The 22,165-nt window shown below is 63.0% G+C and carries 24 protein-coding genes; 14 read left to right on the plus strand and 10 right to left on the minus strand.

Going from position 1 to position 22,165, the window contains the following annotated elements; genetic code table 11:
- Positions 1-44: 44 nt before the first annotated feature.
- The 5 genes from L8F45_RS25115 to L8F45_RS25135 all read right to left on the minus strand — a co-directional run bounded on the left by L8F45_RS25115 (position 45) and on the right by L8F45_RS25135 (position 2,498).
- Positions 45-521, minus strand: a complete 477-nt coding sequence (locus L8F45_RS25115; RefSeq protein ID WP_342360564.1) for an SRPBCC family protein — start codon at positions 519-521, stop codon at positions 45-47.
- Positions 522-558: 37 nt separating this feature from the next.
- Positions 559-1,083: an SRPBCC family protein gene (locus L8F45_RS25120; protein ID WP_342360565.1), complete on the minus strand. Its 525-nt coding sequence runs from the start codon at positions 1,081-1,083 to the stop codon at positions 559-561.
- A gap of 44 nt (positions 1,084-1,127) precedes the next feature.
- Complete coding sequence (locus tag L8F45_RS25125; RefSeq protein ID WP_342360566.1) at positions 1,128-1,550, minus strand: DoxX family protein; 423 nt, start codon at positions 1,548-1,550, stop codon at positions 1,128-1,130.
- A gap of 83 nt (positions 1,551-1,633) precedes the next feature.
- Positions 1,634-2,041 carry a VOC family protein gene (locus L8F45_RS25130; RefSeq protein ID WP_342360567.1) on the minus strand — a complete coding sequence of 136 codons (408 nt, stop codon included), beginning with the start codon at positions 2,039-2,041 and terminating at the stop codon, positions 1,634-1,636.
- A gap of 109 nt (positions 2,042-2,150) precedes the next feature.
- Positions 2,151-2,498 carry an ArsR/SmtB family transcription factor gene (locus L8F45_RS25135; protein ID WP_342360568.1) on the minus strand — a complete coding sequence of 116 codons (348 nt, stop codon included), beginning with the start codon at positions 2,496-2,498 and terminating at the stop codon, positions 2,151-2,153.
- A 142-nt stretch (positions 2,499-2,640) separates the two neighbouring features.
- Here L8F45_RS25135 and L8F45_RS25140 point away from each other — a divergent pair, with 142 nt between their 5' ends.
- From L8F45_RS25140 to L8F45_RS25160, 5 genes are all read left to right on the plus strand, one after another.
- A complete protein-coding gene (locus L8F45_RS25140; protein WP_342360569.1) occupies positions 2,641-3,576 on the plus strand; it encodes an aminoglycoside phosphotransferase family protein in 936 nt (311 codons plus the stop codon).
- Between the two features lie 179 nt (positions 3,577-3,755).
- Positions 3,756-4,742, plus strand: a complete 987-nt coding sequence (gene acuI / locus L8F45_RS25145; protein WP_342360570.1) for an acrylyl-CoA reductase (NADPH) — start codon at positions 3,756-3,758, stop codon at positions 4,740-4,742.
- Between the two features lie 9 nt (positions 4,743-4,751).
- Complete coding sequence (locus tag L8F45_RS25150) at positions 4,752-5,936, plus strand: MFS transporter (protein ID WP_342360571.1); 1,185 nt, start codon at positions 4,752-4,754, stop codon at positions 5,934-5,936.
- A 151-nt stretch (positions 5,937-6,087) separates the two neighbouring features.
- Positions 6,088-6,264: a hypothetical protein gene (locus tag L8F45_RS25155; protein ID WP_342360572.1), complete on the plus strand. Its 177-nt coding sequence runs from the start codon at positions 6,088-6,090 to the stop codon at positions 6,262-6,264.
- Positions 6,265-6,276: 12 nt separating this feature from the next.
- Positions 6,277-7,200: a metallophosphoesterase gene (locus L8F45_RS25160; protein ID WP_425329961.1), complete on the plus strand. Its 924-nt coding sequence runs from the start codon at positions 6,277-6,279 to the stop codon at positions 7,198-7,200.
- Positions 7,201-7,449: 249 nt separating this feature from the next.
- On the opposite strand, the gene L8F45_RS25165 is transcribed toward L8F45_RS25160, so the two are convergent.
- Positions 7,450-7,905, minus strand: coding sequence for a GatB/YqeY domain-containing protein (locus tag L8F45_RS25165; protein WP_342360573.1), 456 nt, complete (start codon positions 7,903-7,905; stop codon positions 7,450-7,452).
- Positions 7,906-8,063: 158 nt separating this feature from the next.
- Here L8F45_RS25165 and L8F45_RS25170 point away from each other — a divergent pair, with 158 nt between their 5' ends.
- The 3 genes from L8F45_RS25170 to L8F45_RS25180 are packed head-to-tail and all read left to right on the plus strand — an operon-like array spanning position 8,064 to position 9,491.
- Positions 8,064-8,774: an HNH endonuclease gene (locus L8F45_RS25170; RefSeq protein WP_342360574.1), complete on the plus strand. Its 711-nt coding sequence runs from the start codon at positions 8,064-8,066 to the stop codon at positions 8,772-8,774.
- On the plus strand, positions 8,761-9,171 hold the full coding sequence (locus L8F45_RS25175) for a hypothetical protein (protein ID WP_342360575.1): 411 nt from the start codon (positions 8,761-8,763) through the stop codon (positions 9,169-9,171). Before L8F45_RS25170 ends, L8F45_RS25175 begins: the two co-directional genes overlap by 14 nt.
- Positions 9,171-9,491 carry a hypothetical protein gene (locus L8F45_RS25180; protein WP_342360576.1) on the plus strand — a complete coding sequence of 107 codons (321 nt, stop codon included), beginning with the start codon at positions 9,171-9,173 and terminating at the stop codon, positions 9,489-9,491. The genes L8F45_RS25175 and L8F45_RS25180 overlap by 1 nt, the downstream gene beginning before the upstream one ends.
- 10 nt (positions 9,492-9,501) lie before the next feature.
- Here the strand turns inward: L8F45_RS25180 and L8F45_RS25185 are convergent, their stop codons facing one another.
- The 4 genes from L8F45_RS25185 to L8F45_RS25200 all read right to left on the minus strand — a co-directional run bounded on the left by L8F45_RS25185 (position 9,502) and on the right by L8F45_RS25200 (position 13,554).
- Entirely contained in the window at positions 9,502-10,332 is an 831-nt protein-coding gene (locus L8F45_RS25185) for a carbohydrate ABC transporter permease (RefSeq protein ID WP_342360577.1), read from the minus strand.
- Positions 10,329-11,288, minus strand: a complete 960-nt coding sequence (locus L8F45_RS25190; protein ID WP_425329962.1) for a carbohydrate ABC transporter permease — start codon at positions 11,286-11,288, stop codon at positions 10,329-10,331. Before L8F45_RS25190 ends, L8F45_RS25185 begins: the two co-directional genes overlap by 4 nt.
- Positions 11,289-11,292: 4 nt before the next feature.
- Positions 11,293-12,588 carry an ABC transporter substrate-binding protein gene (locus L8F45_RS25195; RefSeq protein ID WP_342360579.1) on the minus strand — a complete coding sequence of 432 codons (1,296 nt, stop codon included), beginning with the start codon at positions 12,586-12,588 and terminating at the stop codon, positions 11,293-11,295.
- Between the two features lie 69 nt (positions 12,589-12,657).
- On the minus strand, positions 12,658-13,554 hold the full coding sequence (locus L8F45_RS25200) for a LysR family transcriptional regulator (protein WP_342360580.1): 897 nt from the start codon (positions 13,552-13,554) through the stop codon (positions 12,658-12,660).
- Between the two features lie 40 nt (positions 13,555-13,594).
- On the opposite strand from L8F45_RS25200, the gene L8F45_RS25205 reads away from it, so the two are divergent.
- The 6 genes from L8F45_RS25205 (at position 13,595) to dnaG (ending at position 21,977) form a co-directional block, all read left to right on the plus strand.
- Complete coding sequence (locus L8F45_RS25205) at positions 13,595-14,650, plus strand: Bug family tripartite tricarboxylate transporter substrate binding protein (protein WP_342360581.1); 1,056 nt, start codon at positions 13,595-13,597, stop codon at positions 14,648-14,650.
- Between the two features lie 312 nt (positions 14,651-14,962).
- On the plus strand, positions 14,963-15,913 hold the full coding sequence (locus L8F45_RS25210; RefSeq protein ID WP_342360582.1) for a toll/interleukin-1 receptor domain-containing protein: 951 nt from the start codon (positions 14,963-14,965) through the stop codon (positions 15,911-15,913).
- Between the two features lie 571 nt (positions 15,914-16,484).
- Complete coding sequence (gene carA / locus L8F45_RS25215) at positions 16,485-17,696, plus strand: glutamine-hydrolyzing carbamoyl-phosphate synthase small subunit (protein WP_342360583.1); 1,212 nt, start codon at positions 16,485-16,487, stop codon at positions 17,694-17,696.
- 100 nt (positions 17,697-17,796) lie between these two features.
- Positions 17,797-18,624 (plus strand): sugar phosphate isomerase/epimerase family protein, encoded by an 828-nt coding sequence (locus L8F45_RS25220; protein ID WP_342360584.1) that lies wholly within the window; start codon positions 17,797-17,799, stop codon positions 18,622-18,624.
- 136 nt (positions 18,625-18,760) lie between these two features.
- Positions 18,761-19,837 carry a calcium:cation antiporter gene (locus L8F45_RS25225; protein ID WP_425329963.1) on the plus strand — a complete coding sequence of 359 codons (1,077 nt, stop codon included), beginning with the start codon at positions 18,761-18,763 and terminating at the stop codon, positions 19,835-19,837.
- Between the two features lie 214 nt (positions 19,838-20,051).
- Positions 20,052-21,977 (plus strand): DNA primase, encoded by a 1,926-nt coding sequence (dnaG, locus tag L8F45_RS25230; protein ID WP_342360585.1) that lies wholly within the window; start codon positions 20,052-20,054, stop codon positions 21,975-21,977.
- The last annotated feature ends 188 nt before the right edge of the window (positions 21,978-22,165 follow it).

Below are 22,165 nucleotides of genomic sequence, written 5' to 3' on the forward strand. Positions count from 1 at the left end.
GGCCGTCATGGCCGGACTTGTTCCGGCCATGACGTGAACTGAATTCAAGCGGCGGGCGGCGCGACAAACTCGTCGAAGCGATCGAACGCGCTCGACCAGCCGCCGCGATGGCCCTCGCGCTCCTCGACCGACTGGAACGGCGTCTGCCGAAAGATCATGCGCGTGCCGTCGCCATTTTCCTTGAAAGTGATGTCGACGAGCGTCTCCAGTCCGCGCTCGCCTTCCTCCTCCCAGCGGAAGGTGAAAGCGAGTCTTTCCGGCGGCGTGATTTCCTTGAACACGCCGCCATGCCAGAGATTGCGCCCGTCCGCGACGGAGCGCAGGCAACCGCGCCAGACGCCGCCGACGCGCACATCCATCGTCATCTCGCGCGCGGGATAATCGCGCGGTCCCCACCAACGCGCGACCTCAACCGGATCGGTCCAGGCGCGGAACACGACGTCGCGCGGCGCGGCGAAATTGCGGAAGATGAGGAGTTCGCCGCCAGCGTCTTTCGCGTGCGGCTCCCTGAAGAAGCTCATGCGCCTGCTCCACGCAGAGAAACGAAAATGCGCGCTTTCATTTCTCCGCGGCCTGCCTGAGATTTGTCAGGCCGGCGACGAAATCCTTGCCGACCATCTCGTCCATATTCATGAACACGCCCATCAGCTTCATCATGTAGGGCTTCGCGCCCGTCATCGCCCAGGAGACGCGCGTCGAAGCTCCCTGCGGCTGCAGCGTGAATTCGGCGGTGTTGTGCGCTTCGAACGGCTTGAGGAAATCAAGCTTGATGGTGATCTTCTGCGGCGCCGGCGCATCGAGGATCTCCATGCGGCCCGAGCCGACATTCTTGTTTCCTTCCCACGCGTAGATCGCGCCCTTGCCATTCGGCGCGCCGGAATAGGTGCGTTTCAGCGCGGGGTCCCGGTTCTCCCATGGCGACCATTGCCGCCACTGATGGAAATCGGCGATCAGCGGGAAGATCGCTTCCGGCGGCGCTTCGATCGTCGCTGCGCGCTCGATGCGGAAATCGTTGGGGCGCGTCGCCGCATAAATGAGAAGCGCGGCGATGACGGCGACGATGATGAGAAGAACGGTGGTCACGGTTCGATTTCCCCGGAGTTATGTCTGCGATTGCGTGACCGACTCTAGCCCTGCAACGGCATCAGCGCACGCAGGCGCGGATCGCGCAAATAGAGGCCGCCCCAGGCGAGAAGCCCGAGATAAAGTCCAAACAGAAAATGCGTGAAGACCGGGCTGCCGACGCGCAGATGCGTCGCCATCGCGCCGCCGAGAAGTCCGGTCAGCAGGATCGCGCCGAGAACCGAGGTGCGCGGCCATGCGTAGAGCAGCGCGATGGCGAGCGTCAGCACGCCGAGGCCGCGGATCAGCGTGACGCTCGAACCATAGCCGAGCTGCTCCATGATTTCGGGCGCGGCTGCGATCGGGATGAGTTTGAGAACGCTGTCGAACAGCAGAAAGGCGATGACGAGCCCGCTCATCACGCGCCCGGTCCAGAGCGCGGCGTTCGAGGCGGTCGCGTCAGGCGCGTGATCGATCGCAAGCGACATGATGTTCCTCCTGATTATTCCCGATATGCGAAGAGAGGATGTCGCCGCGGCGCAGGGTAAGCGCCGCGGCGCCTTGCTCAGCCCTACTTGGCCTCACAGTTGACCATCCACGGAATGCCGAAGCGATCTGTGCACATGCCGAAACGCTCGGCCCAGAAGGTCTTCTGGATCGGCATGGAGGTCTCTCCGCCTTCAGCGAGCGCGGCGAAAACGCGATCCGCCTCGTTGGGATCTGGGATCTGCAGCGAAACCATGATGCCCTGTGGTTTCTTGAACATGTGCAGCGGCGCGTCCGACGCCATCAGCAAGGTGTCGCCGATCGTCATGCGCGTATGCATGATTCTCTCGCGCGACTCCGGCGAAACCGGCTGCTCCGGCGGCGCGTCCTTGTAACGCATCATCATCTCGATTTTGCCGCCAAATGTCTTCTCGTAGAATTTGAAAGCTTCCTCGCAGTTTCCGTCGAAAGCGAGATAGGCGTTGACCTGCATGACATTCTCCCAGGGCTCATCGTGAATTGGACGCGACGAAACAGGCGACGCGAAGCCGCCTTCCGTCGAACGGCGATCAGTTTTGATTTTCAGGAAGGCGAAAGCGAGATCATGTCTCGTCGCCCTTTTTCTCCTGCGCCTTCAGTTCGGTGAGATAATCCTCGAGCCGATCGAAGCTCTGCTCCCAGAAGCGGCGATAACGTTCGAGCCAGCTATCGACCTCGCGCAGCGGACCGGCCTCCAGCTTGCACGGGCGCCATTGCGCCTCGCGTCCGCGGGCGATCAGGCCGGCGCGCTCCAGCACCTTGAGATGCTTGGAAACGGCCGGCAGGCTCATATCGAAGGGCGCGGCGAGCTCCGTCACCGAGGTCTCGCCGAGCGACAACCGCGCCAGAATCGCGCGACGCGTCGGGTCGGCGAGGGCGGACAGCGTCATGCTCAGGCGGTCAGTCGACATTGAGGGAACCAGCGAGTTAATTAACTTGTAGGTTTAATATCGCTGACCGGAAGGCGCGTCAAGGGCGTGGCGCCCGCCGGGCCCATTAGCACGCGTAGACGCCCCTCGATCCGAAAGCGCGCCGGCGATAAAGGCGGGAGCGATGTCGCCGCCCAATCCGCCTGATGCGAAGCTTGCCGCCGGCATCGCCGAGAGCGTGATCGGGCGCGCGCCAATCGCCGTCCGGCGCTTCATGACAGGCGCGCGGCATTACGTGTTCGAGGTCGAATTCGCCGATCACGCGCCCGTTGTTGCGCGGCTTGGCGTCCCCTCAGCGCGCGCCGAGATGGAGGGCGCGCTCTATCTCTCCGGCCTGCTGCGGCCGCTTGGCGTCCCGCTGCCGCGGATATTGGCGGAGGATGTCAGAGCTGAATATCCGTGGCTGCTGCTGGAGCGGCTGCCGGGAACAGATCTTGGCGCCGTCATTTCGGGCCTGTCGCAGGCGCAATGCGAAGCGATCGCGGGCAGGGTCGCGCAGACCCAGGCGATTGCTGCGAAGACTGCTTCGACAGGGCGCTTCGGCTACGCGGTCAGACCGGAGCAGGCGCCGCATGCGACATGGTTTGATGCGCTCGCCGCGCATCTCGCGCGCTCGCGACGGCGCATCGTATCCGCCGGTCTTTTCGACGTCGCGCTTATTGATGTCGCGCAGGCCGAGATGTCGGCTCTCCGCAGCGATATCGATCATGTCGCGCCGACGCCTTTTCTGCACGACACGACGACCAAGAACGTGATCGTCACGCCTGAAGGCGAATTCTCCGGCGTCGTCGATGTCGATGATCTCTGCTTCGGCGATCCGCGCTATCCCGCGGCTCTCACATGGGCTGTATTGAAGGCATATGGCGGGCCGCTCGATTATGTCAGCGCTTGGCTGCAGCGCGCTGAGCTGCCAGACGATCGTCTCTTCAGGCTCTATGTCAGTCTCTTCCTGCTCGATCTGATGGGCGAGCACGGCCACGTCTTCAACGGGAATATCCGACCTTCGACGCCGGAGGCGCGGGCGGCTTTGCGTCAGGCTTTTGAAGAGAGCATCGGCTGATCTCAAAACAGGCGTCGCCGATCGCTCATATGCGGAATCAGTATGTCTGGTTGCATTTTTAGCAAACAATTGAAGCAACAGCCCTGAGCATGTGGATTTTTCCGCGGTTGACGAATCGTGAGGTCTTGCTTTGTCCGCGCTTCAAAGGACAGTAGCGTCAACTGGTGAGAGAGCTTGTGATGTCAAGTTTTGCTGCGGTCGTTATAGAAAAAGCCGACAAGGGTTCTTCAGCTTCCTTGAAGACGTTCGATGAAGCCGATCTCATGGATGGCGACGTCACCGTGCGCGTCAGCCATTCCACGGTGAACTACAAGGATGGGCTTGCGTTGACAGGCCGCTCGCCTGTGGTGCGCCGCTTTCCCATGATTCCCGGCATTGATTTCGCGGGCGTTGTCGAAAGCTCCTCGCATCCTGACTGGAAGCCCGGCGACGCCGTCGTGCTCAATGGCTGGGGCGTCGGCGAAACCCATCTCGGCGCCTATGCCGAAAAAGCGCGCGTGAAGGGCGACTGGCTCGTGCCGCTGCCGAAGGAATTGTCGCCGGCGCAAGCGATGGCGATCGGCACGGCCGGCTACACCGCGATGCTCTGCACGCTGGCGCTCGAACGTCATGGCGTGAAGCCCGCGGATGGTCCCGTGCTTGTCACTGGCGCCGCAGGCGGAGTCGGTTCAACCGCTATCGCCATACTCGCAAAGCTCGGCTGGCATGTGATCGCATCGACAGGACGCGCGCAGGAAGCGGATTATCTGAAAGCTCTCGGCGCGTCTGAGATTATCGATCGCGCGGAATTGTCCGGGCCTGCGCGTCCTCTCGGCAAGGAGCGCTGGGCCGCCTGCGTTGATTCTGTCGGCTCGCACACGCTGGCGAATGCGCTGGCGATGACGAAATCGGAAGGCGCCGTCGCCGCCTGCGGTCTCGCGCAGGGCATGGATCTTCCATCGTCGGTCGCGCCCTTCATCCTGCGCGGCGTCGCGCTGCTTGGGGTGAATTCGGTGACGGCGCCGAAGGAGCGTCGTCTCGAAGCCTGGCGTCGTCTCGTCAGCGATCTCGATCTCAAGAAACTCGCAACGATGACGAAAACGATCGCGCTGAAGGATGTGATCGCGGCGGGCGCCGATATTCTCGACGGTAAAATCCGCGGACGGCTGGTGGTCGAAATCAACTGAGCCGCGCCGATGTCGCAGGGCGGGACCACAGCGGCGCTCTGGAGCCTCGCCGCGGGCAATCTCGCCGTCGGCACCGGGTCGCTCGTTCTCGCCGGCATGCTGCCTGGCATGGCGCTCGATCTCGAGCGCACGGAGGCTGCGACAGGCCAGGCGCTTACCGCCTATGCGATCGCGGTGGCGTTCGGAGGGCCGCTGCTTGCTGGCCCGACCAGCCGTCTCGATCGCCGCTTCCTGCTGTTTGCGGCGCTGCTGCTGCTCGCGGTCGCCAACGCGGTTGCGGCCTTCGCGCCCGATCTCGAATGGCTCATCGGCGCGCGCGTTCTCGCCGGCCTCTGCGCGTCGGTGACGACGCCGGTCGCGGCGGCGACCGCGGCGATGATCGTACCGGCTGACAAGCGCGGTCAGGCGATGGGCTTCGTCTTCGCCGGCTTCACCGCAGCGGCGGTGATCGGCATTCCGCTGGGCGCGCTGGCGGCGGGATCATTCGGCTGGCGCGCGACGCTGGAAGGCGTGAGCGCGCTGGCGCTCATAGCGGCGATCGCCGTGCTCGCATGGGCGCCGCGCGGCTTGCGCGGCGCGCCGATCGATGGCGTGGCCTGGAAGGAGCTCATGCGCTCGCCGCGCCTCTTCGCGATCATTCTGGTGACGGCGCTGCAGGCGCTCGGCCAGTTCATGCTCTTCACCTATATCGCGCCGGCGCTCGCCGATCAGATCGGCGCCGATGCGCGCATGGTGAGCCTGATGTTCTTCGTCTGCGGCGCAGCCGGCCTTGTCGGCACGCTCGCCGCCAGCCGTTTCATCGACAGGTTCGGACCGCCTGTGATGGTGCAGCTCATGATCTTCCTCGCCCAGGCGGCGTTCCTGCTCTGGCCTGCGGGGCAGAATTCCTTCGCCGTCACTGCGGCGCTGATCGGGCTGTGGGGCGTCGCCTCCTTCACCATCAACGGGGCGACGCAGGCCTGGCTGATGTTCGAGGCGCCGCATCTCGCCAAGGCGACGCTGCCGCTCAACACCTCGGCGATCTATGTCGGGCAGGCCTTTGGCGCGGCGCTCGGCGGCCTCGCGCTGGCGAAGCTCGGCTCGTACTGGCTGGCGCCGATCGGCGGCGTCATCCTCGCCGTCGCCCTGTCGCTTTCGATCCTTGTTGCAGCGCACGCGCCGCGCCGCGCCGAACGCAGGCGGGAGCGCGCGTAAATCTTAAGGCTCCGTTCATTTCGGCCGCGCCAAATAAGGAATCGGAAACCGGGCGGCGAATGCCTTGATTTTTCCATTTCCGCGCCGAAGCCCGGCCCGAAAGCAAGGGAACAACGTTCACCTATCCAATCGGGGCTGACAGAAGGGGACCATGAGCAAGGAAGCGAAAACTGCGCCGCAGCAGAGCGCCGAAATCCCGAAGGGATCGTTTGGAGCGATCCGGATTCGCGCGGTCGCCGCTGCGACGGCGGTGAAGCGGAAGCCGAAGGAGGCCGCGCCGAAGCGCGACCTGCCGCCGCTGCTGCGCAAAGACCAGTTCTACGACTGACGATTTGTCAGCGTGACGCGTCTCGTCTCCCGCCGCGGCCTGATCGGCGCCGCGACAGGTCTGGCCGCGAGCGGCGCGGGCACGGGCGCGTATGCCGTCGTTGTCGAGCCGCGCATGCGGCTCGAGGTCGCGCGCTACGCGTTGACGCCGCCACGCTGGACGCCCGGCCTCAAGCTTCGCCTCGCCATCCTCGCCGATCTCCATGGCCGCGAGCCCAATATGGGCGTGCGGCGCATCGAACAGGCGATGGAGACGGCGCAATCGCTCTCGCCCGATCTTATTCTGCTGCTCGGCGACTACGCCCAGCGCGTCGAGCCGCAGGGGGCGTTCCTCTCCTTCCGCCAGGTGATCACGCAGTTGAGCCGCCTCAAGGCGCCGCTCGGCGTGCATGGCATTCTCGGCAACCATGAATGGTGGGACGACCGCGCGGCCCAGCGCGCCGGCAAGGGGCCGACGGAGGCGCATCGCCTCTTCGCCGAGCTCGGGATGTCGCTGCTCGACAACCGCGCGATCCGTCTCACGAAAGACGGAAAGGCCTTCTGGCTCGCGGGCCTCGGCGACCAGCTCGCGATCAAGCTCGGCCACAAGGCTGGCTATGGCGGCGTCTATCGCGGCGCCGACGATCTCCCGGGAACGATGGCGCAGATCACAGACGATGCGCCCGTGGTGATGATGGCGCATGAGCCCGACATCTTCCCGCGTATGCCGGAGCGCGTGTCGCTCACGCTTTCAGGCCACACCCATGGCGGGCAGGTCCGGCTGTTCGGCTGGTCGCCCGTGGTGCCGTCGGAATATGGCAATCGCTACGCCTACGGCCATGTGGTCGAGAATGACAGGCACCTGATCGTGTCAGGCGGCCTCGGCACGGTGTCCGCCGGCCTCGCGCCGGTCAGGCTCGGCGTGCCGCCGGAGATCGTGCAGGTCGATCTGGGTTAGCCGCCTTTCTGGGGCAATCTTTTATACCGCCGCTTCGCGAGTCTTTCGCTGGGCCCCGGACTTCATTCCACTCGCTGACGCTCGTTTCATGAATCCGGGGACGATGACAGCTTCAATGTTTCGGGGGTGAAGCTCTCTCCGTCGCCGGTTCCATGCAGTGAGGCGTCAGCCGAACGGAATGGCGTCCGGGGCCCAGCGAAAGAGTTCGCGCCGTAGGCGCGACTGACTTCCAAAGCAAGAATTCCGAAGTCAGCCCGACAGCGCCGCTTTCACCAACCCGCTCGCCTTGCCGAAATCCATCTGGCCGGCATATTTCGCGCGCAGCGCGCCAACCACCTTGCCCATATCCTTCATCGACGCAGCGCCGGTTTCGGCGATGGCGGCCTTGATGGCGTCGGCGACTTCGGCGTCGCTCATCTGCTTCGGCAGGAAGGAGGAAATCGCCTCCATCTCCGCCTTCTCGGTGGCGGCGAGATCGGCGCGGCCGGCCTTCTCGTAAATCGCGAGCGACTCCTGGCGCTGCTTCATCATCTTCTGCAGCACGCCGAGAATGTCCTCTTCCGACGCCTCGGTCTTGCCGGCGCCGCGCACCTCGACATCCTTGTTCTTGAGCTCGGATTGCATCAGCCGCACCGCGCCGAGGCGAACCTTGTCGCCCGCCTTCATGGCTTCCTTGATCCCGTCTGAAATGCGCTGCCGCAGCATGATGCGTGTCCTGATTGGCTGGTCTGGCCGGGCGTTTAGCGGAGATTGGCGGCGAGGGAAATCAAATCTAACAGCCCGGAACCAGATTGACAGCTATAAGCATCTGTGTGGTTTAAACCCATAATTTTAAGAAATGCGAATCGACCCCAATATTGGCGATGGCGATCCCTCCGAAAGACGTAAAATTACTTTGGGCAAATGCAGCGGGCCGTTGCTCATTTCGAGATTGCAGATTGCGATTATGCACCGATCAAAGTCAGAAAATTGCCAACCACACTCTTGGAGAAATGGCACACATCAGAGGGGAGCGCAAAGGCGCGAATAGATTTGATGCATCGCAAACTGATGCTGAGAGAAACTCGTATGATAATTTGATATTATTGTGCCCCAACCATCACACGCTTATTGACAAACAAGCGAACGAAACAAAATTTAGCGTTGAAGCTCTTCACGACATGAAGAGCACGCATGAAGCATTTGTCATTGGTCGCTTAGATCGACATATTTTCCGCGATAAGTGTGAAGTAGCAGCTTATGTTTTCCCGAGCATGAACGAGAACCATCTTGTGTTCAAGGCATTTGGACCTCACTCCGAAGTCGCTCGAAAGAATCCCGCTAGCGAAGCGCACGCAGTTTGGTTGCTTGAAAGAATGTCTACCATCGTGCCTAACAATCGGCGGATGATGGAAACCATAGATGCGAGCAAGCATCTTTTCTCACCAACCGAACAGATTATTCTGTCAGAATTTGCCTTACATGTGCGCAGCTATGAGCTTTGGGTTCGGGATGAAGTAAATTATGAGGGCGTTGTGAGATTTCCGCGACAGTTTGAGATACTTATTCGCGAGTTAGTCGATGCCAGCGCATAGCGATACGTTTCCTTGGCCCTCGTACTACGGAAATTTCGATTTCTTTGAAACTGCAATTCGTAGGCACAGCAAAGTGTCTTCACTCGAGCGGATAGGGAGCGGTTTGTACAGAGTTGGTCGTAAGGCAGGGGGACAACTGCGCGTTTTCATTTGTGAATGCTATAGCTTTGGCGTCGCCGAATATGTCGAAGTAGTTGATAAACTTGGCCGCCTTGACGTCATTGTCATCAACTCAAATTGGTGCGGATATACGACAGATGCCAAGTACCGCTGTTATTGCGAGAAAGTCGGCGTTTTCAATATCGGGGAGTTCATGAAGTCTCTACATCATAAAGATGTTTGGAGCTATCTCGATGAAGCGGATGTGAAGCTGTTCAAGGAACGGGGCTGGTTGTGATGCGACCAGTCCAAATTTTTGGCTTTGGGTCGTTCTTTCGAAATGAAAATGGCATCTACAAAGACATTGATCTTCTGTTAGTTCATCACGCTGTTACATGTCAGTCGGTAGGATTTGTTATTCTTTGCAAAGATCGCATTCGGGCATTGGTACAGCAGGCAGATATCGTCATGCTCTCCGCTGCGGAGCAGCACGAGCTTAAATTCATAGAGAGAGCCAAGGCAAGGTATATTATGTCTTTGAACGAAAACCAATTTGAAGTTGATGTTCGGCTGCTTGCAGCAATACTTGATCTCAATCGAATGCGTTTGTCGAGCTAGCGTACCGCGTTCACCCCTTCACACTCCCCGCGGAAAGCCCCGCCACGATGCGCCGTTGCAGGATCAGCACCAGCGCGATCAGCGGCAGCGTGACGATGACCGAGGCCGCCATGATGCGTCCCCACGGCGTCTCATAGGCGGTGGCGCCGGTGATGAGCGCGATCGCGACCGGCACCGTGCGCTTGTCCGGCGTCAGCGTGAAAGTCAGCGCGAACAGGAACTCGTTCCAGGCGGTGATGAAAGTGAGCAGCCCGACCGCCGCCATCGCCGGCGCCATCAAGGGCGCGAACACCGAGAGCGCGATGCGCACCGGCCCCGCGCCATCGACGATTGCGGCGTCCTCAAGCTCGACCGCGATGTCGCGCATGAAATTCGTCAGCACCCAGGCGGCGAAGGGCAGCACGAGGATGAGATTGGCGAGCACGAGCCCGCTCAAGCTGTTGTAGAGCCCGAGCGCGCGGATGATCTCGAACAGGCCCGCCAGCACAGCGATCTGCGGAAACATGGAGACGCCGAGGATGGCGAGCAGCATGGCGCGCCGTCCTTTGAAACGCAGGCGCGAGAGCGGATAGGCCGCGATGAGCGCAAGCGCGATCGAGACGAGACTCACCGCCGCCGCGACAACAAGCGAATTGACGATATTCGCGAGGAAAGGCTGCTCGGAGAACAGCTCGCGATAATTCTGCAGCGTGACCTTCGTTGGCCAGAAGCCCGCGCCGATCGCGCTGCCCTCTTTCAGCGAGGTGATGATCGCCCAGAGAAACGGGAATGTCGCGTAGAGGATGATCGCTGCTACGAGGAGATAAAAGCCGACGGCGCGGGCGGGCGATTTCGCGCTCATGATGCGCTCCTCAGCGGCTCGACATCGACGCGCCGCACCGTCACGACAATCGCGACGATGATCGCGATGATCAGGAACACGCAGGTCGCGGCGGCCGAACCGAAGCCGACATCCTGGAATTCAACGAGCTGCTGGCGCGCATAGATCGACATGGTTGATGTGGCGCGCGTCGTTCCCGTCAAGACATAGATCACGTCGAAGATGCGCAGCGCGTCGAGCGCGCGGAAGATCACCGCGATGGTGAGCGCCGCCGCGATCAAGGGCAGCGTGATGCGCGTAAAGATCGTCCAGGCGCCCGCCCCGTCGAGCTTCGCGGATTCATAGACCTCGTCGGGAATGGTCTGGAGCGCCGCGAGCGCGAGCAGCGCCATGAACGGCGTCGCCTTCCAGACATCAACGGCGATGACTGACGCCATCGCAAGCCAGGGATCGGCGAGCCAGGCGATCGGCTGTGCGATCAGACCGATCTTCATCAGCATCATGTTCACGACGCCGTTGAGATCGTTCAGCATCCACGCCCACATCTTGGCGGAGACGACAGTCGGAATCGCCCATGGGATCAGCATGGCGGCGCGCGTGAGGCCGCGCCCTGGCATATTGGCGTTGAGCACGAGCGCGATGGCGACGCCGAGAATGGTTTCGAGCGCGACAGAAATCAGAGCGAAGGCGAGAGTGTTGAGAACGGCGCGACGCCAGCGCGGGTCCTGCATCAGCGCGACATAATTATCGAGGCCGACGAATTTCGAATCGGGGCTGGAGAGATACGCATCAGTGAAGCTTTCGGAGATGGTGCGGATCAGCGGCCAGCCCGCGACAAGCAGAAGCACGACGAGCAAGGGCGCGAGCATCAACCACTTCGCGCGCGCCGCTTGCGCCTCGAAGGCGGAAGGTTTCGTGGCGGCGCTTTCATAACGCGCCGCAGGCGCCGACGCGCGCGGCGCCATTGCGCCCGGCATGGCGCTAGTTCCACGCGCCGTCATGGCTGATCCTGTTGAGTTCCTCGCCAAGCGCGGCGAGATTGTCTTCCGGCGAGCCGGCGCCGCTCAACGCGTCATGCACCGCCTGGATGATGGCGTAGGAGACCTTGTTGTAGCGCCGGCCTGAGACGGTCGAGGGCCGCGCCACCGCGCCGTCGAGAATGGCGGGAAACTCCTGATAGAGCGGATTGGATGCGATCAGTTCGGGGTCGCGATAGAGCGCGGCCCTCGTCGGATTGAACGAGCCTTTCAGCGCGCGGCGTTTCTGTTCCTCCGCGCCGGTGAGATAGCGGACGAGATCGGCCGCTTGCCTCACATGCGCAGAATATTTCGACACCGCAAGCTGCTGGCCGCCCAGCGTGGTCGCCGAACGCGCGCGCGGCCCGTCGCCGCGCGGCAGCGCCGTGACGCCGATCCTGCCGCTGACGGGACTGTCCTTCGCATTGCCGAGCGCCCATGCGTAAGGCCAGTTGCGCATGAAGATCGCCTTGCCCGACTGGAACGCCGTGCGCGTCTCTTCTTCAGCGTAGCCGAGCACGCCGCGCGGCGCGATCGTCCCGATCCATGCCTTCGCCATCGTGAGCGCAGCGATATTCTCCGGCGCCTCAGCCGTGACTCGGCCCTTCGCATCGACGATCGCGCCGTCAGAACTCGCGATCCATTCCAGCGCATTGCAGGCGAGGCCCTCATAGGCCTTGCCTTGAAAGACGAAGCCCTGAAGATCGCCTGATCCTTTGGCGCGCTCGGCTTTCAGAATCTCGGTTGCGACATCCGTGAGCTCGCGCCATGTCTTCGGGACTGGCTTGCCGTATCTCTCGAGCAGGTCCTTGCGATAATAGAGCAGCCCGACATCGACGAAGAACGGCGCCGCGATCAATTTGCCGTCGACGGTGTCGTTGGCGATCAGCACGGGCAGATGATCGGCGCGCTCATTCTCGGGAATCAGCGGCGTGAGATCGACGAGATGGCTGACGAGCATGCCGGGCCATGTCACGTCGATCTGCAGCACATCGACATCTGATGAGCGCGAGGCGAGCAGGGTGAGATAGAGCGAGAAGCGCTCGTCCGCGTTCGGCGGCGTCGCGACGAGCGAGACCTCGTTGCCGGTCTTCTTCGCCCATTCCTCCGCGCCGGTGCGGCAGAGTTCGGCCTCGACGCCGAGGGAGGAGCAGGAGATCGAAATGCGCGCGCCGGCGAGCGCGGACGGCGCGGCGAGCGCGACGCCGATGAGAAGAAGGGGGGCCCGTAAGAGGAGCGATCGCGCGCGGAACGAGGGCATAATCCCTGAACCGGCGCGCGACGGTTTGGTTCCCCGATCGCGCGCGTGAATCTCGCGCCGGCGGCGATCTCACGCCGACGCCATTCTCCTGACCGATGCGACGAATTTGCGAAGAACCGCCGACGGATTGTTCTTCTGCGCAGCGAGACCGAGAAAGGCCTTCGGCGTCGCCGGACCGCTCAGCGGCCGGTAGATGACGCCGGTCATTTTCACCGTCTTCATCGATTGAGGAACCAGCGCGACGCCAAGGCCGGCGGCGACGAGGCCGAGCGCGGAGGTGATCCGCGGCGCCTGCTGGCCGATATGCGGCGTGAAGCCGGCCTCCCGGCACGCCACGATGGTTTCGTCGTGAAGCCCGGTGCCGGGCGGGCCGATCAGCACGAAGGATTCATCTCTCAGGCTTTTCAGGGCGAGCGATCCGCTTCGCCCGCGCGCGGCCGGGTGATTGCCGGGCAGCGCCGCGATCATGGGCTCTTCGGCAAGGGGATGAACGATGACGCCGTCGACGCGCATCGAGCGATTGCGAACGAAGGCGACATCCATGCGCTCGTCGCTCAACCATTCCGCGATCTCGTTGCTCAATCCCTCCTGCAACGTTAGCGATGCCAGCGGGAATCTGGCGCGGAATTCGCGGATTGATTTCGGCGCCAGCGGATGAAAAGACGCCGTCGGCGCGATGCCAATATTGAGCCGGCCCTGTTCGCCCCGCGCCGTGCGCCTGACGACATCGAGCGCGCGCTCCATGTGCGCGAGCAGCGCGCGCGCTTCGCCGAACAGGGCGGAGCCCGCTTCCGTCAGTTCGACGCCGCGCGGCTTGCGGCGGAAGAGCTGGACATCGAGCTCCTGCTCCATCGTCTTGATCTGCTGGCTGAGCGGCGGTTGCTGCAGGCCGAGCCGTTCGGCCGCGCGCGTGATGTGCCGCTCTTCGGCGACGGCGACGAAATAGCGAAGCTGCCTCAGATCCATCGCCATATCCCAAACATATGGATTTCGTTGTTGCCATATTATGGCTGCCATGACGGCGGCGCGCTACTGGAATGACGCGGCCATGACGGCGATCTCGCCGCCGGCTGGAGAGGAGGCGCATATGACGCTGATCCGCCGACACATCCTGCCGGTTCTCGCCGGCTTCGCCGCATCCGCGCGGACAGCCATGGGCGCCGAGCCCTATCCGTCCCGGGCGATCCGCATCCTCGTGGGATTTCCCGCAGGCGGCCCCGTCGATATCGCCGCGCACCTCATCGCTTCGTGGCTGGAGAAAAGGCTTGGGCAACCCTGCCTGGTGGAGAACCAGCCTGGAGATAGCGGCAATCTCGCCACGCGCAACGCGTTGAAAAGCGCGCCGGACGGCTCCACGCTGCTCATGAGCGGGCCGGTCAACACGATCAACACGACGCTCTTCCCCGATCTCGATTTTGATTTCGCGCGCGACGGCGCGCCTGTCGCCGGCCTCTATCGCGTGCCTCTCGTTCTCGAAGTCAATCCGTCGCTGCCGATCCACTCGGCCGCCGAATTCCTGAGGCATGCGAAAGCCCATCCCGGCGCGCTGAAAGTGGCCTATGGCGGCGCCGGCACGCCGCAGCATATCGGCATCGAACTTTTCAGATCGATGACCTCAGTCGATTTCACGCTCATCGCCCATCCCGGTTCGACGCCGGCTCTGGCCGATCTCATCAGCGGCCGGGCGGATGCGATGTTTGATCCGCTGCCGTCCTCCATCGCGCATATCAGGAGCGGGGCGTTGCGGCCGCTGGCGGTGACGTCGCTTTCGCGCTCCGCGGCGTTGCCCGACGTTCCCGTCCTAAGCGACATCGCGCCGGGTTATGAGGCGGAGTCATGGTTCGGGCTCGTCGCTCCGCGCGGAACTCCCGCGCCTGTCGTCGAGCGGCTGAACGGCGAAGTGAATGCGGCGCTCGCGGACGCCGCGATCAAGGCGCGCATCAGCGAACTCGGCGGGATCGCCATGCCGGGATCGCCGGAGGCCTTCGCTGATTTCATTGCAGCCGAGACGACGAAATACGCCGAGGTGATCCGGGCCGCGCGAATTCCGTTGCAGAGGTGAGGGGCGGCGGCGCTCGGGGAGGGGGCGAAGCGGTTGAACCATCCGCGTGTGGGAAAGCGGCGTTCGAAGCTGAGGTCTTCGTGATCGACGGCCGGGCCTGATCTCGCGATGACGGTCTTTAACCCCGCGAGCGTCGAGGATGCGGGTGTTGGTGGACGGGGAATACAAGGAGTCTGATTGCTGAAGAGAAATAAGTCCCGCTAACGCCTCTGGCCGATACTACGCATAGTTTAGCCGACGGAGCGGGATATCGTTCTTGTTTGCGGCGCCAAATTCGAGGTATTAGATCAAATCGCGAACACGAGACGAATCGTGCCAAAGGTATTCTTTTCATATTCGCATGCCGACGAGGCGCTACGCGATCAGCTTGAAAAGCAGCTTGCGATGCTTAAGCGGCAAGGAGTGATCGAAACTTGGCACGACAGGCGAATTGGCGCCGGCGAAGAACTTGATCGCGCGATCGACTCTCAAATTGAAACCGCCGAGATTATCTTATTGCTCATCAGTCCGGACTTCATTGCATCCGAATACTGTTATGAGCGTGAGATGGTGCGAGCGATGGCTCGTCACGAGGCGGGAGAGGCGATCGTTGTTCCAGTGATCTTGCGAGCGTGCGAATGGCATGGAGCGCCGTTCGGCAAGCTTATGGCCACGCCTCCAGATGGAAAACCTGTCACTCAATGGCCAGATCGTGATCAAGCGATGCTTGAGATCGCTCGTGCGGTTCGCGGTGCTGCGGAACGCTTTCAGACCAAGACGCGAAGTGCATCCGCATCGCAACCATCTGCGCAAGCCGAGCCACTGCCTCGACAACCGAGGTCGAGTAATCTGCGTATCGCTAAAAAATTCACCGAGCGAGAGAAGGATGCGTTCCGCGTCGACGCTTTCGACTACATCGCGAAGTTCTTTGAAAATTCTATCTCAGAGATCAGCGCGCGCAATCACGATATCGATGGCGCATTCCGACGTGTAGACGGCAATAGATTCACGGCCGCCATTTATCGTGGCGGCAAAGCGGTCGCACGCTGTACGATTTTTATGGGCGGGAGCTATTTTGGAAACAGCATCTGTTACACTGCAGGCGAAACAACTGAGTCCAATTCCTACAATGAAAGCCTGTCAGTAGAGGCGGATGATCAATCGCCATATCTTCGAAGTATGGGCATGTTGAGCCGCGGCAGACGGGAAGATGAGCGGCTGACGTTTGAAGGTGCGGCTGAGCTGTATTGGGATATGCTCATCGAGCCGCTTCAGCGTGGATAAGGAGGCAAAGATGTTGGCGGCATCGCAGTTTTCGGTTGGCACATTCGCGGACGCTGATGCGCAGGCTCTTACATTGATGATGCCTCGTTCTCAGTTTGAGGACATGGCTCTGATCGCACCAAATGATAGCGAGCGATATGCGATCCTCTTGAGTGATAGGTATCGTTTCCGAACTTTTGAGTGTTCAAATAACTCACATTTCTCCGGACTGCTCGTGCGAGACGTTCGGATCGAATTGGATCATACTTCCGTGTTTGATACGCGGGCGGAGTATGTACCTGTGGGCGCGATGATTCGTACAGCAGATAAGTTGTTCATCAACGCTCACTCAGAAGAAGCGTTTATGTCTGGAGGGCGAGCAAGAATAGTAGTGGAGAGGGCCTTGCCTGCCGGTGGTTCTGATCACGCGGCTGGATTTCGGATTTGGCAGGTTGTTGTGGGGGAGAGGTCGGAAAAGCGAGTACTCTTTAGAGCGGACATATCATCGACAATGGAGCATCAATAGCGGCTCCCCCTCCCTTGACCCCCACCCCCGTCCCCGCCTAAACCCCCCGAAATCCGGGACAGAGCCATGACAGACCCCCAAAACCCCGCCGCGACCACGGAGGGCTGGACGGAGCCGCGCGCCACCGCCGTGCTCGTTCTGGCCGACGGGACCGTGCTGGAAGGCTTCGGCCTCGGCGCCGTGGGGGAAGCGACCGGCGAGGTCTGCTTCAACACCGCCATGACGGGCTATCAGGAGATCCTGACCGACCCCTCCTACGCCAGGCAGATCATCACCTTCACCTTCCCGCATATCGGCAATGTCGGGACCAACGACGAGGACATCGAGACGGTGAACGCCGCCGCCCATGTGGGCGCGATCGGCTGCATCGTCGCGGCGCCGGTGACCGACCCCTCGAACTGGCGCGCCGCCCGCCGGCTCGACGCCTGGCTGAAGGCCCGGGGCGTCGTCGGCCTTGGCGGCGTCGACACCCGCGCGCTCACCGCCCTCATCCGCGAGAAGGGCATGCCGAACGCGGTCATCGCGCATGACCCCAAGGGCGCCTTCGATCTCGATCGCCTGAAGCGCGAGGCGGCGGCGTGGCCGGGCCTCGTCGGCATGGACCTCGTCCCCGGCGTGACCGCGACCCAGCGCTATGAATGGAGCGAGACCGACTGGCGCTGGCCGGAAGGCTATGGCCAGCGGGCGGCGGCGCGCCATCATGTGGTCGCCATCGATTACGGCATGAAGCGCAACATCCTGCGCCTCTTCGCCGGCCGCGACTGCCAGCTCACCGTGATGCCGGCGACGGCGACGGCCGACGAGATCTTCGCGCTCAATCCCGACGGCGTGTTCCTCTCGAACGGTCCCGGCGATCCAGCGGCGACGGGCGAATATGCGGCGCCCGTGATCCGCGCGATTCTGGAGCGCGGCATTCCGACTTTCGGCATCTGTCTCGGCCACCAGATGATGGCGCTCGCGATCGGCGCCTCCACACACAAGATGCATCAGGGCCATCACGGCGCGAACCATCCGGTGAAGGAGCATGCGACGGGGAAGGTCGAGATCGTCTCGATGAATCACGGCTTCGCCGTCGACCCAAAGACGCTGCCCGCCAATGCGAAGGAGACGCACGTCTCGCTGTTCGACGGCTCGAACTGCGGCATCGCGCTGACCGATCGGCCGGCGTTTTCCGTGCAGCATCACCCCGAGGCGTCGCCCGGCCCGCGCGACAGCCATTACCTCTTCGACCGTTTCGTCGAGATGATGGACAAGGCGAAAGAGAAGAAGGCGGCGTGAAGCTTCGCGGCGCGGCCGGCGGTTTGCGCGGCCGCATTCAAGCGAACGTCATGGAAGGCGATTAGCGAAGACGGATTCGACCGTTTTCCGGAGTCTTCCCGTGCTTTCGACAACCAGCCTGCCCGTGCTTGGCGCCGCGCTTCCCCTCGATGGTCTGGCGCAGCATCGCGATTGGATTCTCGAGAAGCAGCGCGATCTGGAAATCCAGGATTTCTTTCGCGCCGAAGTGCTCGACGGCGACTGGCGGGAGACCGCGCGCAGCATTCGCAACCTGCTCGACGGCTATACTGGCCGGCTCGGCATCCACGGGCCGTTCTGGGGCTTCAAGATCGACAGCCAGGACCCGCTCATCCGCGAGGTGGTGGCCAAGCGCTTCCAGCAGGGGCTCGACGCCTGCGAGGCGATCGGGGCGACGCAGATGGTGATCCATTCGCCCTGCACCACCTGGGAATACAACAACAACCCGATCAATCCCGGCGGCGTCGAGGCCCAGATCGAGCGCGTGCATCAGACGATTGGCGAGGTGGTCAAGCGGGCGAAGCGCCTCGGCGTCGAACTCGTCATCGAGAATATCGAGGACAAGGACCCGGCGATGCGCGTCGCCATGGCCGCGAGCTTCGGCGAAGGCGTGGTGAAGGTCTCGATCGACACCGGCCACGCGCATTACGCCCATGTCTCCACGGGCGCGCCGCCGGTCGATTATTACGTCACCGCGGCCGGAAATGCGCTCGCCCATGTGCATCTCCAGGATGGCGAAGGCTATTCCGACCGGCATTGGGCGCCGGGCGAGGGCACGATCAACTGGCAAGGCGTTTTCCGCGCGCTCTCCGGCCTGTCGTCGAACCCGCGCCTCATCATCGAGATCAAGGACAAGACCGCCGTGCAAAAGGCTGCGGCGTATCTCGCCGGGCTTGGCCTCGCGCAGTGATGGCGGAGTGAAAGCGGGCGGATCGCTTTGATCCGCCCGGCTGTCGCGCCTCACAGAAGCCGGTTGCGTTGCGCGCATGAGCGGTTAAGCCTTCCGCCTCGAACTTGGGGAGGGCGCGCTGGCTGCGACATCTGACATGCCGTGGTCGGCCTGGGTCTTCCCGCTGCTCGCCTTCATTCTCTTTGGCGTCGCTTCGGTCGCCGGCTCCGAGGGCGCGCTGCGCGTTGCGCTCTCGATCATCCTGTTTCCCGTGCTGATGGGCACGGTGTTCGCGGCGGTGCATCACGCCGAACTCATCGCGCATCGCACCGGCGAGCCCTATGGCACGCTCGTTCTCACCGGCGCGGTGACGATCATCGAGGTCGCGCTGATCGCCTCGATCATGCTGTCGTCGGATTCAAGCCCGACGCTGGCGCGCGACACGGTCTTCGCCGTGGTGATGATCGTTTGCAACGGCCTCGTCGGCCTCTGCGTCGTGGTCGGCGGTTTGCGCTATGGCGAGCAGGGGTTCAGGACGAAGGGTGCGGCGTCCTATCTCACCGTGCTCATCGCCATGGCGGCGCTGACAATGGTGCTGCCGAACTTCACGCGCACCACGCCGGGGCCGGTCTATTCGTCCTCGCAGCTCATCTTCGTCAGCGTCGTCACGCTCGTTCTCTATGGCGCGTTCCTCTACATCCAGACCGTGCGCCATCGCGATTATTTCATCATCTTCGGCGACCAGGCGGAGGATGGCGAGCATGAGAGCGCGGTTTCCGACCGCACGGCGCTGATCAGCGTCGCGCTCCTCGTCGCAGCGCTCGTCGGCGTGATTTTGCTGGCGAAGAAATTCGCCACCGTAGTCGAAGCCGCTGTCGCCGCGGCGGGCGCGCCCTACGCCGTCGTCGGCGTCATCGTCGCGCTGCTGATCCTGCTGCCGGAAGGCGTCGCGGCGATTCGCGCCGCCAAGCGCGACGAGTTGCAGAAGAGCGTCAATCTGGCGCTCGGCTCCTCGCTCGCCACGATCGGGCTCACGGTGCCGGCCGTGGCCATGATGAGCATCCTGCTCAAGAAGCCGCTGACGCTCGGTCTCGATTCCAGCGACTCCGTGCTGCTGACGGTGACGATCCTTATCAGCATGCTCACCTTCGGCGCCGGGCGCACCAACATCCTCTTCGGCGTGGTGCATCTCGTGATGTTCGCGACCTATGTTTTCCTGACCTTCGTGCCGTAGAGTCAGCTGGCGCGCAGGCGTTCTTCGAATTTCAAGAGCCGGCTCTTCAAAAAGAATGATTGGAGAACCCGGGATGGCGGAAAAATGGCGCCGTCCCCAGCTTATCAACAGGCTGTCCACAGGCGCCCTGTGGATCATGCGCATATCCAAAGATGTGCAGCGCCTGTTGCGTCCCGGTGACCGGGGAGGCGGGGGCGGCTAGACTGAAAGGCTCATGCGCTTCCCCCCATCCTTCATCGAGGAGATCAAGCAGCGGCTGCCGGTCTCGGCGGTCGTGGGCAAGCGCGTGCGCCTCCAGAAGGCCGGGCGAGAGTGGAAGGGGCTCTCGCCGTTCAATTCGGAGAAGACGCCGTCCTTTTTCGTCAACGACCAGAAGCAGGCCTGGTTCGATTTCTCCTCGGGCAAGAATGGCAACATCTTCACCTTCGTCATGGAGACGGAGGGCCTGAGCTTCCCCGAGGCCGTCGAGCGACTGGCGGGCGAGGCGGGGCTGCAGGTGCCGCAGATGTCGCGCGAAGCGGAGGAGCGCGAGGAAAAGCGCGCCTCGCTTTACGATGTCATGGAGATGGCCGCCCGCTTCTTCGAGGAGCAGTTGCGCGCGGCCGCAGGCTCGAAGGCCAGGGCCTATCTCGGAGGTCGCGATCTCGGGCTTGAGACCCAGCGCGCCTTCCGTCTCGGTTTTGCGCCGAACGAGAAATTCGCCCTGCGGGACTGGCTGGCCAGTAAGGGCGTCGCCAAGGAGGCGATGATCGAGGCCGGGCTGCTCGTCCATGGCGACGATATCGCCGTGCCCTATGACCGTTTCCGCGACCGCGTGATGTTCCCGATCGCCGATTCCCGCGGCAAGATCATCGCGTTTGGCGGCCGCGCCATGGAGAAGGATGTCCCGGCGAAATATCTCAACTCGCCGGACACGCCGCTCTTCCACAAGGGCCACGTCCTCTACAATCACCACATCGCGCGGAAGGCGGCGCACGACCGGGGAACGGTGATCGCGGTCGAAGGCTATGTCGACGTGATCGCCATGAGCCGCGCCGGTTTCCCCAATGCGGTCGCGCCGCTGGGAACCGCGCTGACGCAGGATCAACTCGGCCTGCTCTGGCGCATGGGCGATGAGCCGATCCTCTGCTTCGATGGCGACAAGGCTGGCCGCCGCGCCGCCTATCGCGCCATCGACAATGCGCTGCCGCTGCTGCAGCCCGGCAAGTCGCTGCGCTTCGCGCTGCTGCCGGAGGGGCAGGATCCGGACGATCTCCTGCGCACGCAAGGCGCGGGCGCGATCGAGACCGCGATCGGCGCGGCAAGGCCGCTCGCCGAGCTTCTCTGGACGCGCGAATATGAGGCGCAGCCGCTCGATACGCCGGAGCGCCGCGCCGCCTTCGAGGCGCGCATGCGCGAGGCGCTCTCCGCCATCTCCGACGAGAGCGTGCGCCGGCACTATCGCGCCGACATGGATGAGCGGCTGCGCGGCCTGTTCGACATCAGGCGCGATCGGCCGCCGCGCGGCGGCGGCTGGGGCGGTCCGGGCCGCAATTTCGACCGTGCGCCGGGCGGGCGATTCGGCGGCGGCGCATCTTTCGCCTCGGGCCTTGCCGCCAAGGCGTCGCCGGGGCTTGCGAGCCATCCCATGTTCGCAGCCCGCCCCTCCGCCACCCCGCGCGAGGCGATGATTCTGGCGATCTTCGCCCGCCATCCCGTCCTGCTGGAACGGCGGATCGAGGAGCTGGCCGACCTGCATCTGACGGGCCGCGACGCCGAGCGCTTTCGCCGCGGGCTCATCGACGTGGTCGGCTCCGAGGCGGAGCCCGAGGCGATCCCGGGCCTGATGCAGCGCATCGGACTTACCGCCCAGCTCGCCCATCTCGAAGGGCTCGTGCGGCCCGGCGATCGCTGGCTTCTCGACCCAGAAGCCAATTTATCGCGCGTTTCCGACGCTTTGCGGCAGGCGCTCGCCTTGCACAGACGGGCTGTCACGCTACATACCGAGCTCAAGGCCGCGGAGCGGGCGCTGGCGGAATCGGACGACGAAACCGCTCTGGCGCGCATCCTGGAAGTCAAAACCGAACTTGCCGATCTCGACGGCACCGAGGCCGACCCTGATGAGGCGGCCGCAGCGGCGGGATCAAGATCAAGAGCCTGACAGCCGTTCCGCGGCGTTCGCCAGGTTCTCAGTCGGCGTCAGTTCTTGCGGGACTCTTCGTCCCGCCTGTGGTTAAGGAGGCTTTCAGGCCCTTTGGCCGATGGTGCGAATCGCGGGCGGGCGCGGCATGGCCGGGCTCGCCATAAAGCGTTTTCGACGGGCGGTCCTAATTCGCCCACAGATGGCGG

The organism is Terrirubrum flagellatum (assembly GCF_022059845.1).
GTDB classification, from domain to species: Bacteria; Pseudomonadota; Alphaproteobacteria; order Rhizobiales; family Beijerinckiaceae; genus Terrirubrum; species Terrirubrum flagellatum.

Coding starts and splice junctions, on each gene's coding strand:
- L8F45_RS25115 (WP_342360564.1), bottom strand. CDS start 521: ATGAGCTTCTTCAGGGAGCCGCACGCGAAAGACGCTGGCGGCGAACTC.
- L8F45_RS25125 (WP_342360566.1), bottom strand. CDS start 1,550: ATGTCGCTTGCGATCGATCACGCGCCTGACGCGACCGCCTCGAACGCC.
- L8F45_RS25130 (WP_342360567.1), bottom strand. CDS start 2,041: ATGCAGGTCAACGCCTATCTCGCTTTCGACGGAAACTGCGAGGAAGCT.
- L8F45_RS25135 (WP_342360568.1), bottom strand. CDS start 2,498: ATGTCGACTGACCGCCTGAGCATGACGCTGTCCGCCCTCGCCGACCCG.
- L8F45_RS25140 (WP_342360569.1), top strand. CDS start 2,641: ATGTCGCCGCCCAATCCGCCTGATGCGAAGCTTGCCGCCGGCATCGCC.
- acuI (WP_342360570.1), top strand. CDS start 3,756: ATGTCAAGTTTTGCTGCGGTCGTTATAGAAAAAGCCGACAAGGGTTCT.
- L8F45_RS25150 (WP_342360571.1), top strand. CDS start 4,752: ATGTCGCAGGGCGGGACCACAGCGGCGCTCTGGAGCCTCGCCGCGGGC.
- L8F45_RS25155 (WP_342360572.1), top strand. CDS start 6,088: ATGAGCAAGGAAGCGAAAACTGCGCCGCAGCAGAGCGCCGAAATCCCG.
- L8F45_RS25165 (WP_342360573.1), bottom strand. CDS start 7,905: ATGCTGCGGCAGCGCATTTCAGACGGGATCAAGGAAGCCATGAAGGCG.
- L8F45_RS25170 (WP_342360574.1), top strand. CDS start 8,064: ATGGCGATCCCTCCGAAAGACGTAAAATTACTTTGGGCAAATGCAGCG.
- L8F45_RS25175 (WP_342360575.1), top strand. CDS start 8,761: ATGCCAGCGCATAGCGATACGTTTCCTTGGCCCTCGTACTACGGAAAT.
- L8F45_RS25180 (WP_342360576.1), top strand. CDS start 9,171: ATGCGACCAGTCCAAATTTTTGGCTTTGGGTCGTTCTTTCGAAATGAA.
- L8F45_RS25185 (WP_342360577.1), bottom strand. CDS start 10,332: ATGAGCGCGAAATCGCCCGCCCGCGCCGTCGGCTTTTATCTCCTCGTA.
- L8F45_RS25190 (WP_425329962.1), bottom strand. CDS start 11,288: ATGCCGGGCGCAATGGCGCCGCGCGCGTCGGCGCCTGCGGCGCGTTAT.
- L8F45_RS25195 (WP_342360579.1), bottom strand. CDS start 12,588: ATGCCCTCGTTCCGCGCGCGATCGCTCCTCTTACGGGCCCCCCTTCTT.
- L8F45_RS25200 (WP_342360580.1), bottom strand. CDS start 13,554: ATGGATCTGAGGCAGCTTCGCTATTTCGTCGCCGTCGCCGAAGAGCGG.
- L8F45_RS25205 (WP_342360581.1), top strand. CDS start 13,595: ATGGCTGCCATGACGGCGGCGCGCTACTGGAATGACGCGGCCATGACG.
- carA (WP_342360583.1), top strand. CDS start 16,485: ATGACAGACCCCCAAAACCCCGCCGCGACCACGGAGGGCTGGACGGAG.
- L8F45_RS25225 (WP_425329963.1), top strand. CDS start 18,761: ATGCCGTGGTCGGCCTGGGTCTTCCCGCTGCTCGCCTTCATTCTCTTT.
- dnaG (WP_342360585.1), top strand. CDS start 20,052: ATGCGCTTCCCCCCATCCTTCATCGAGGAGATCAAGCAGCGGCTGCCG.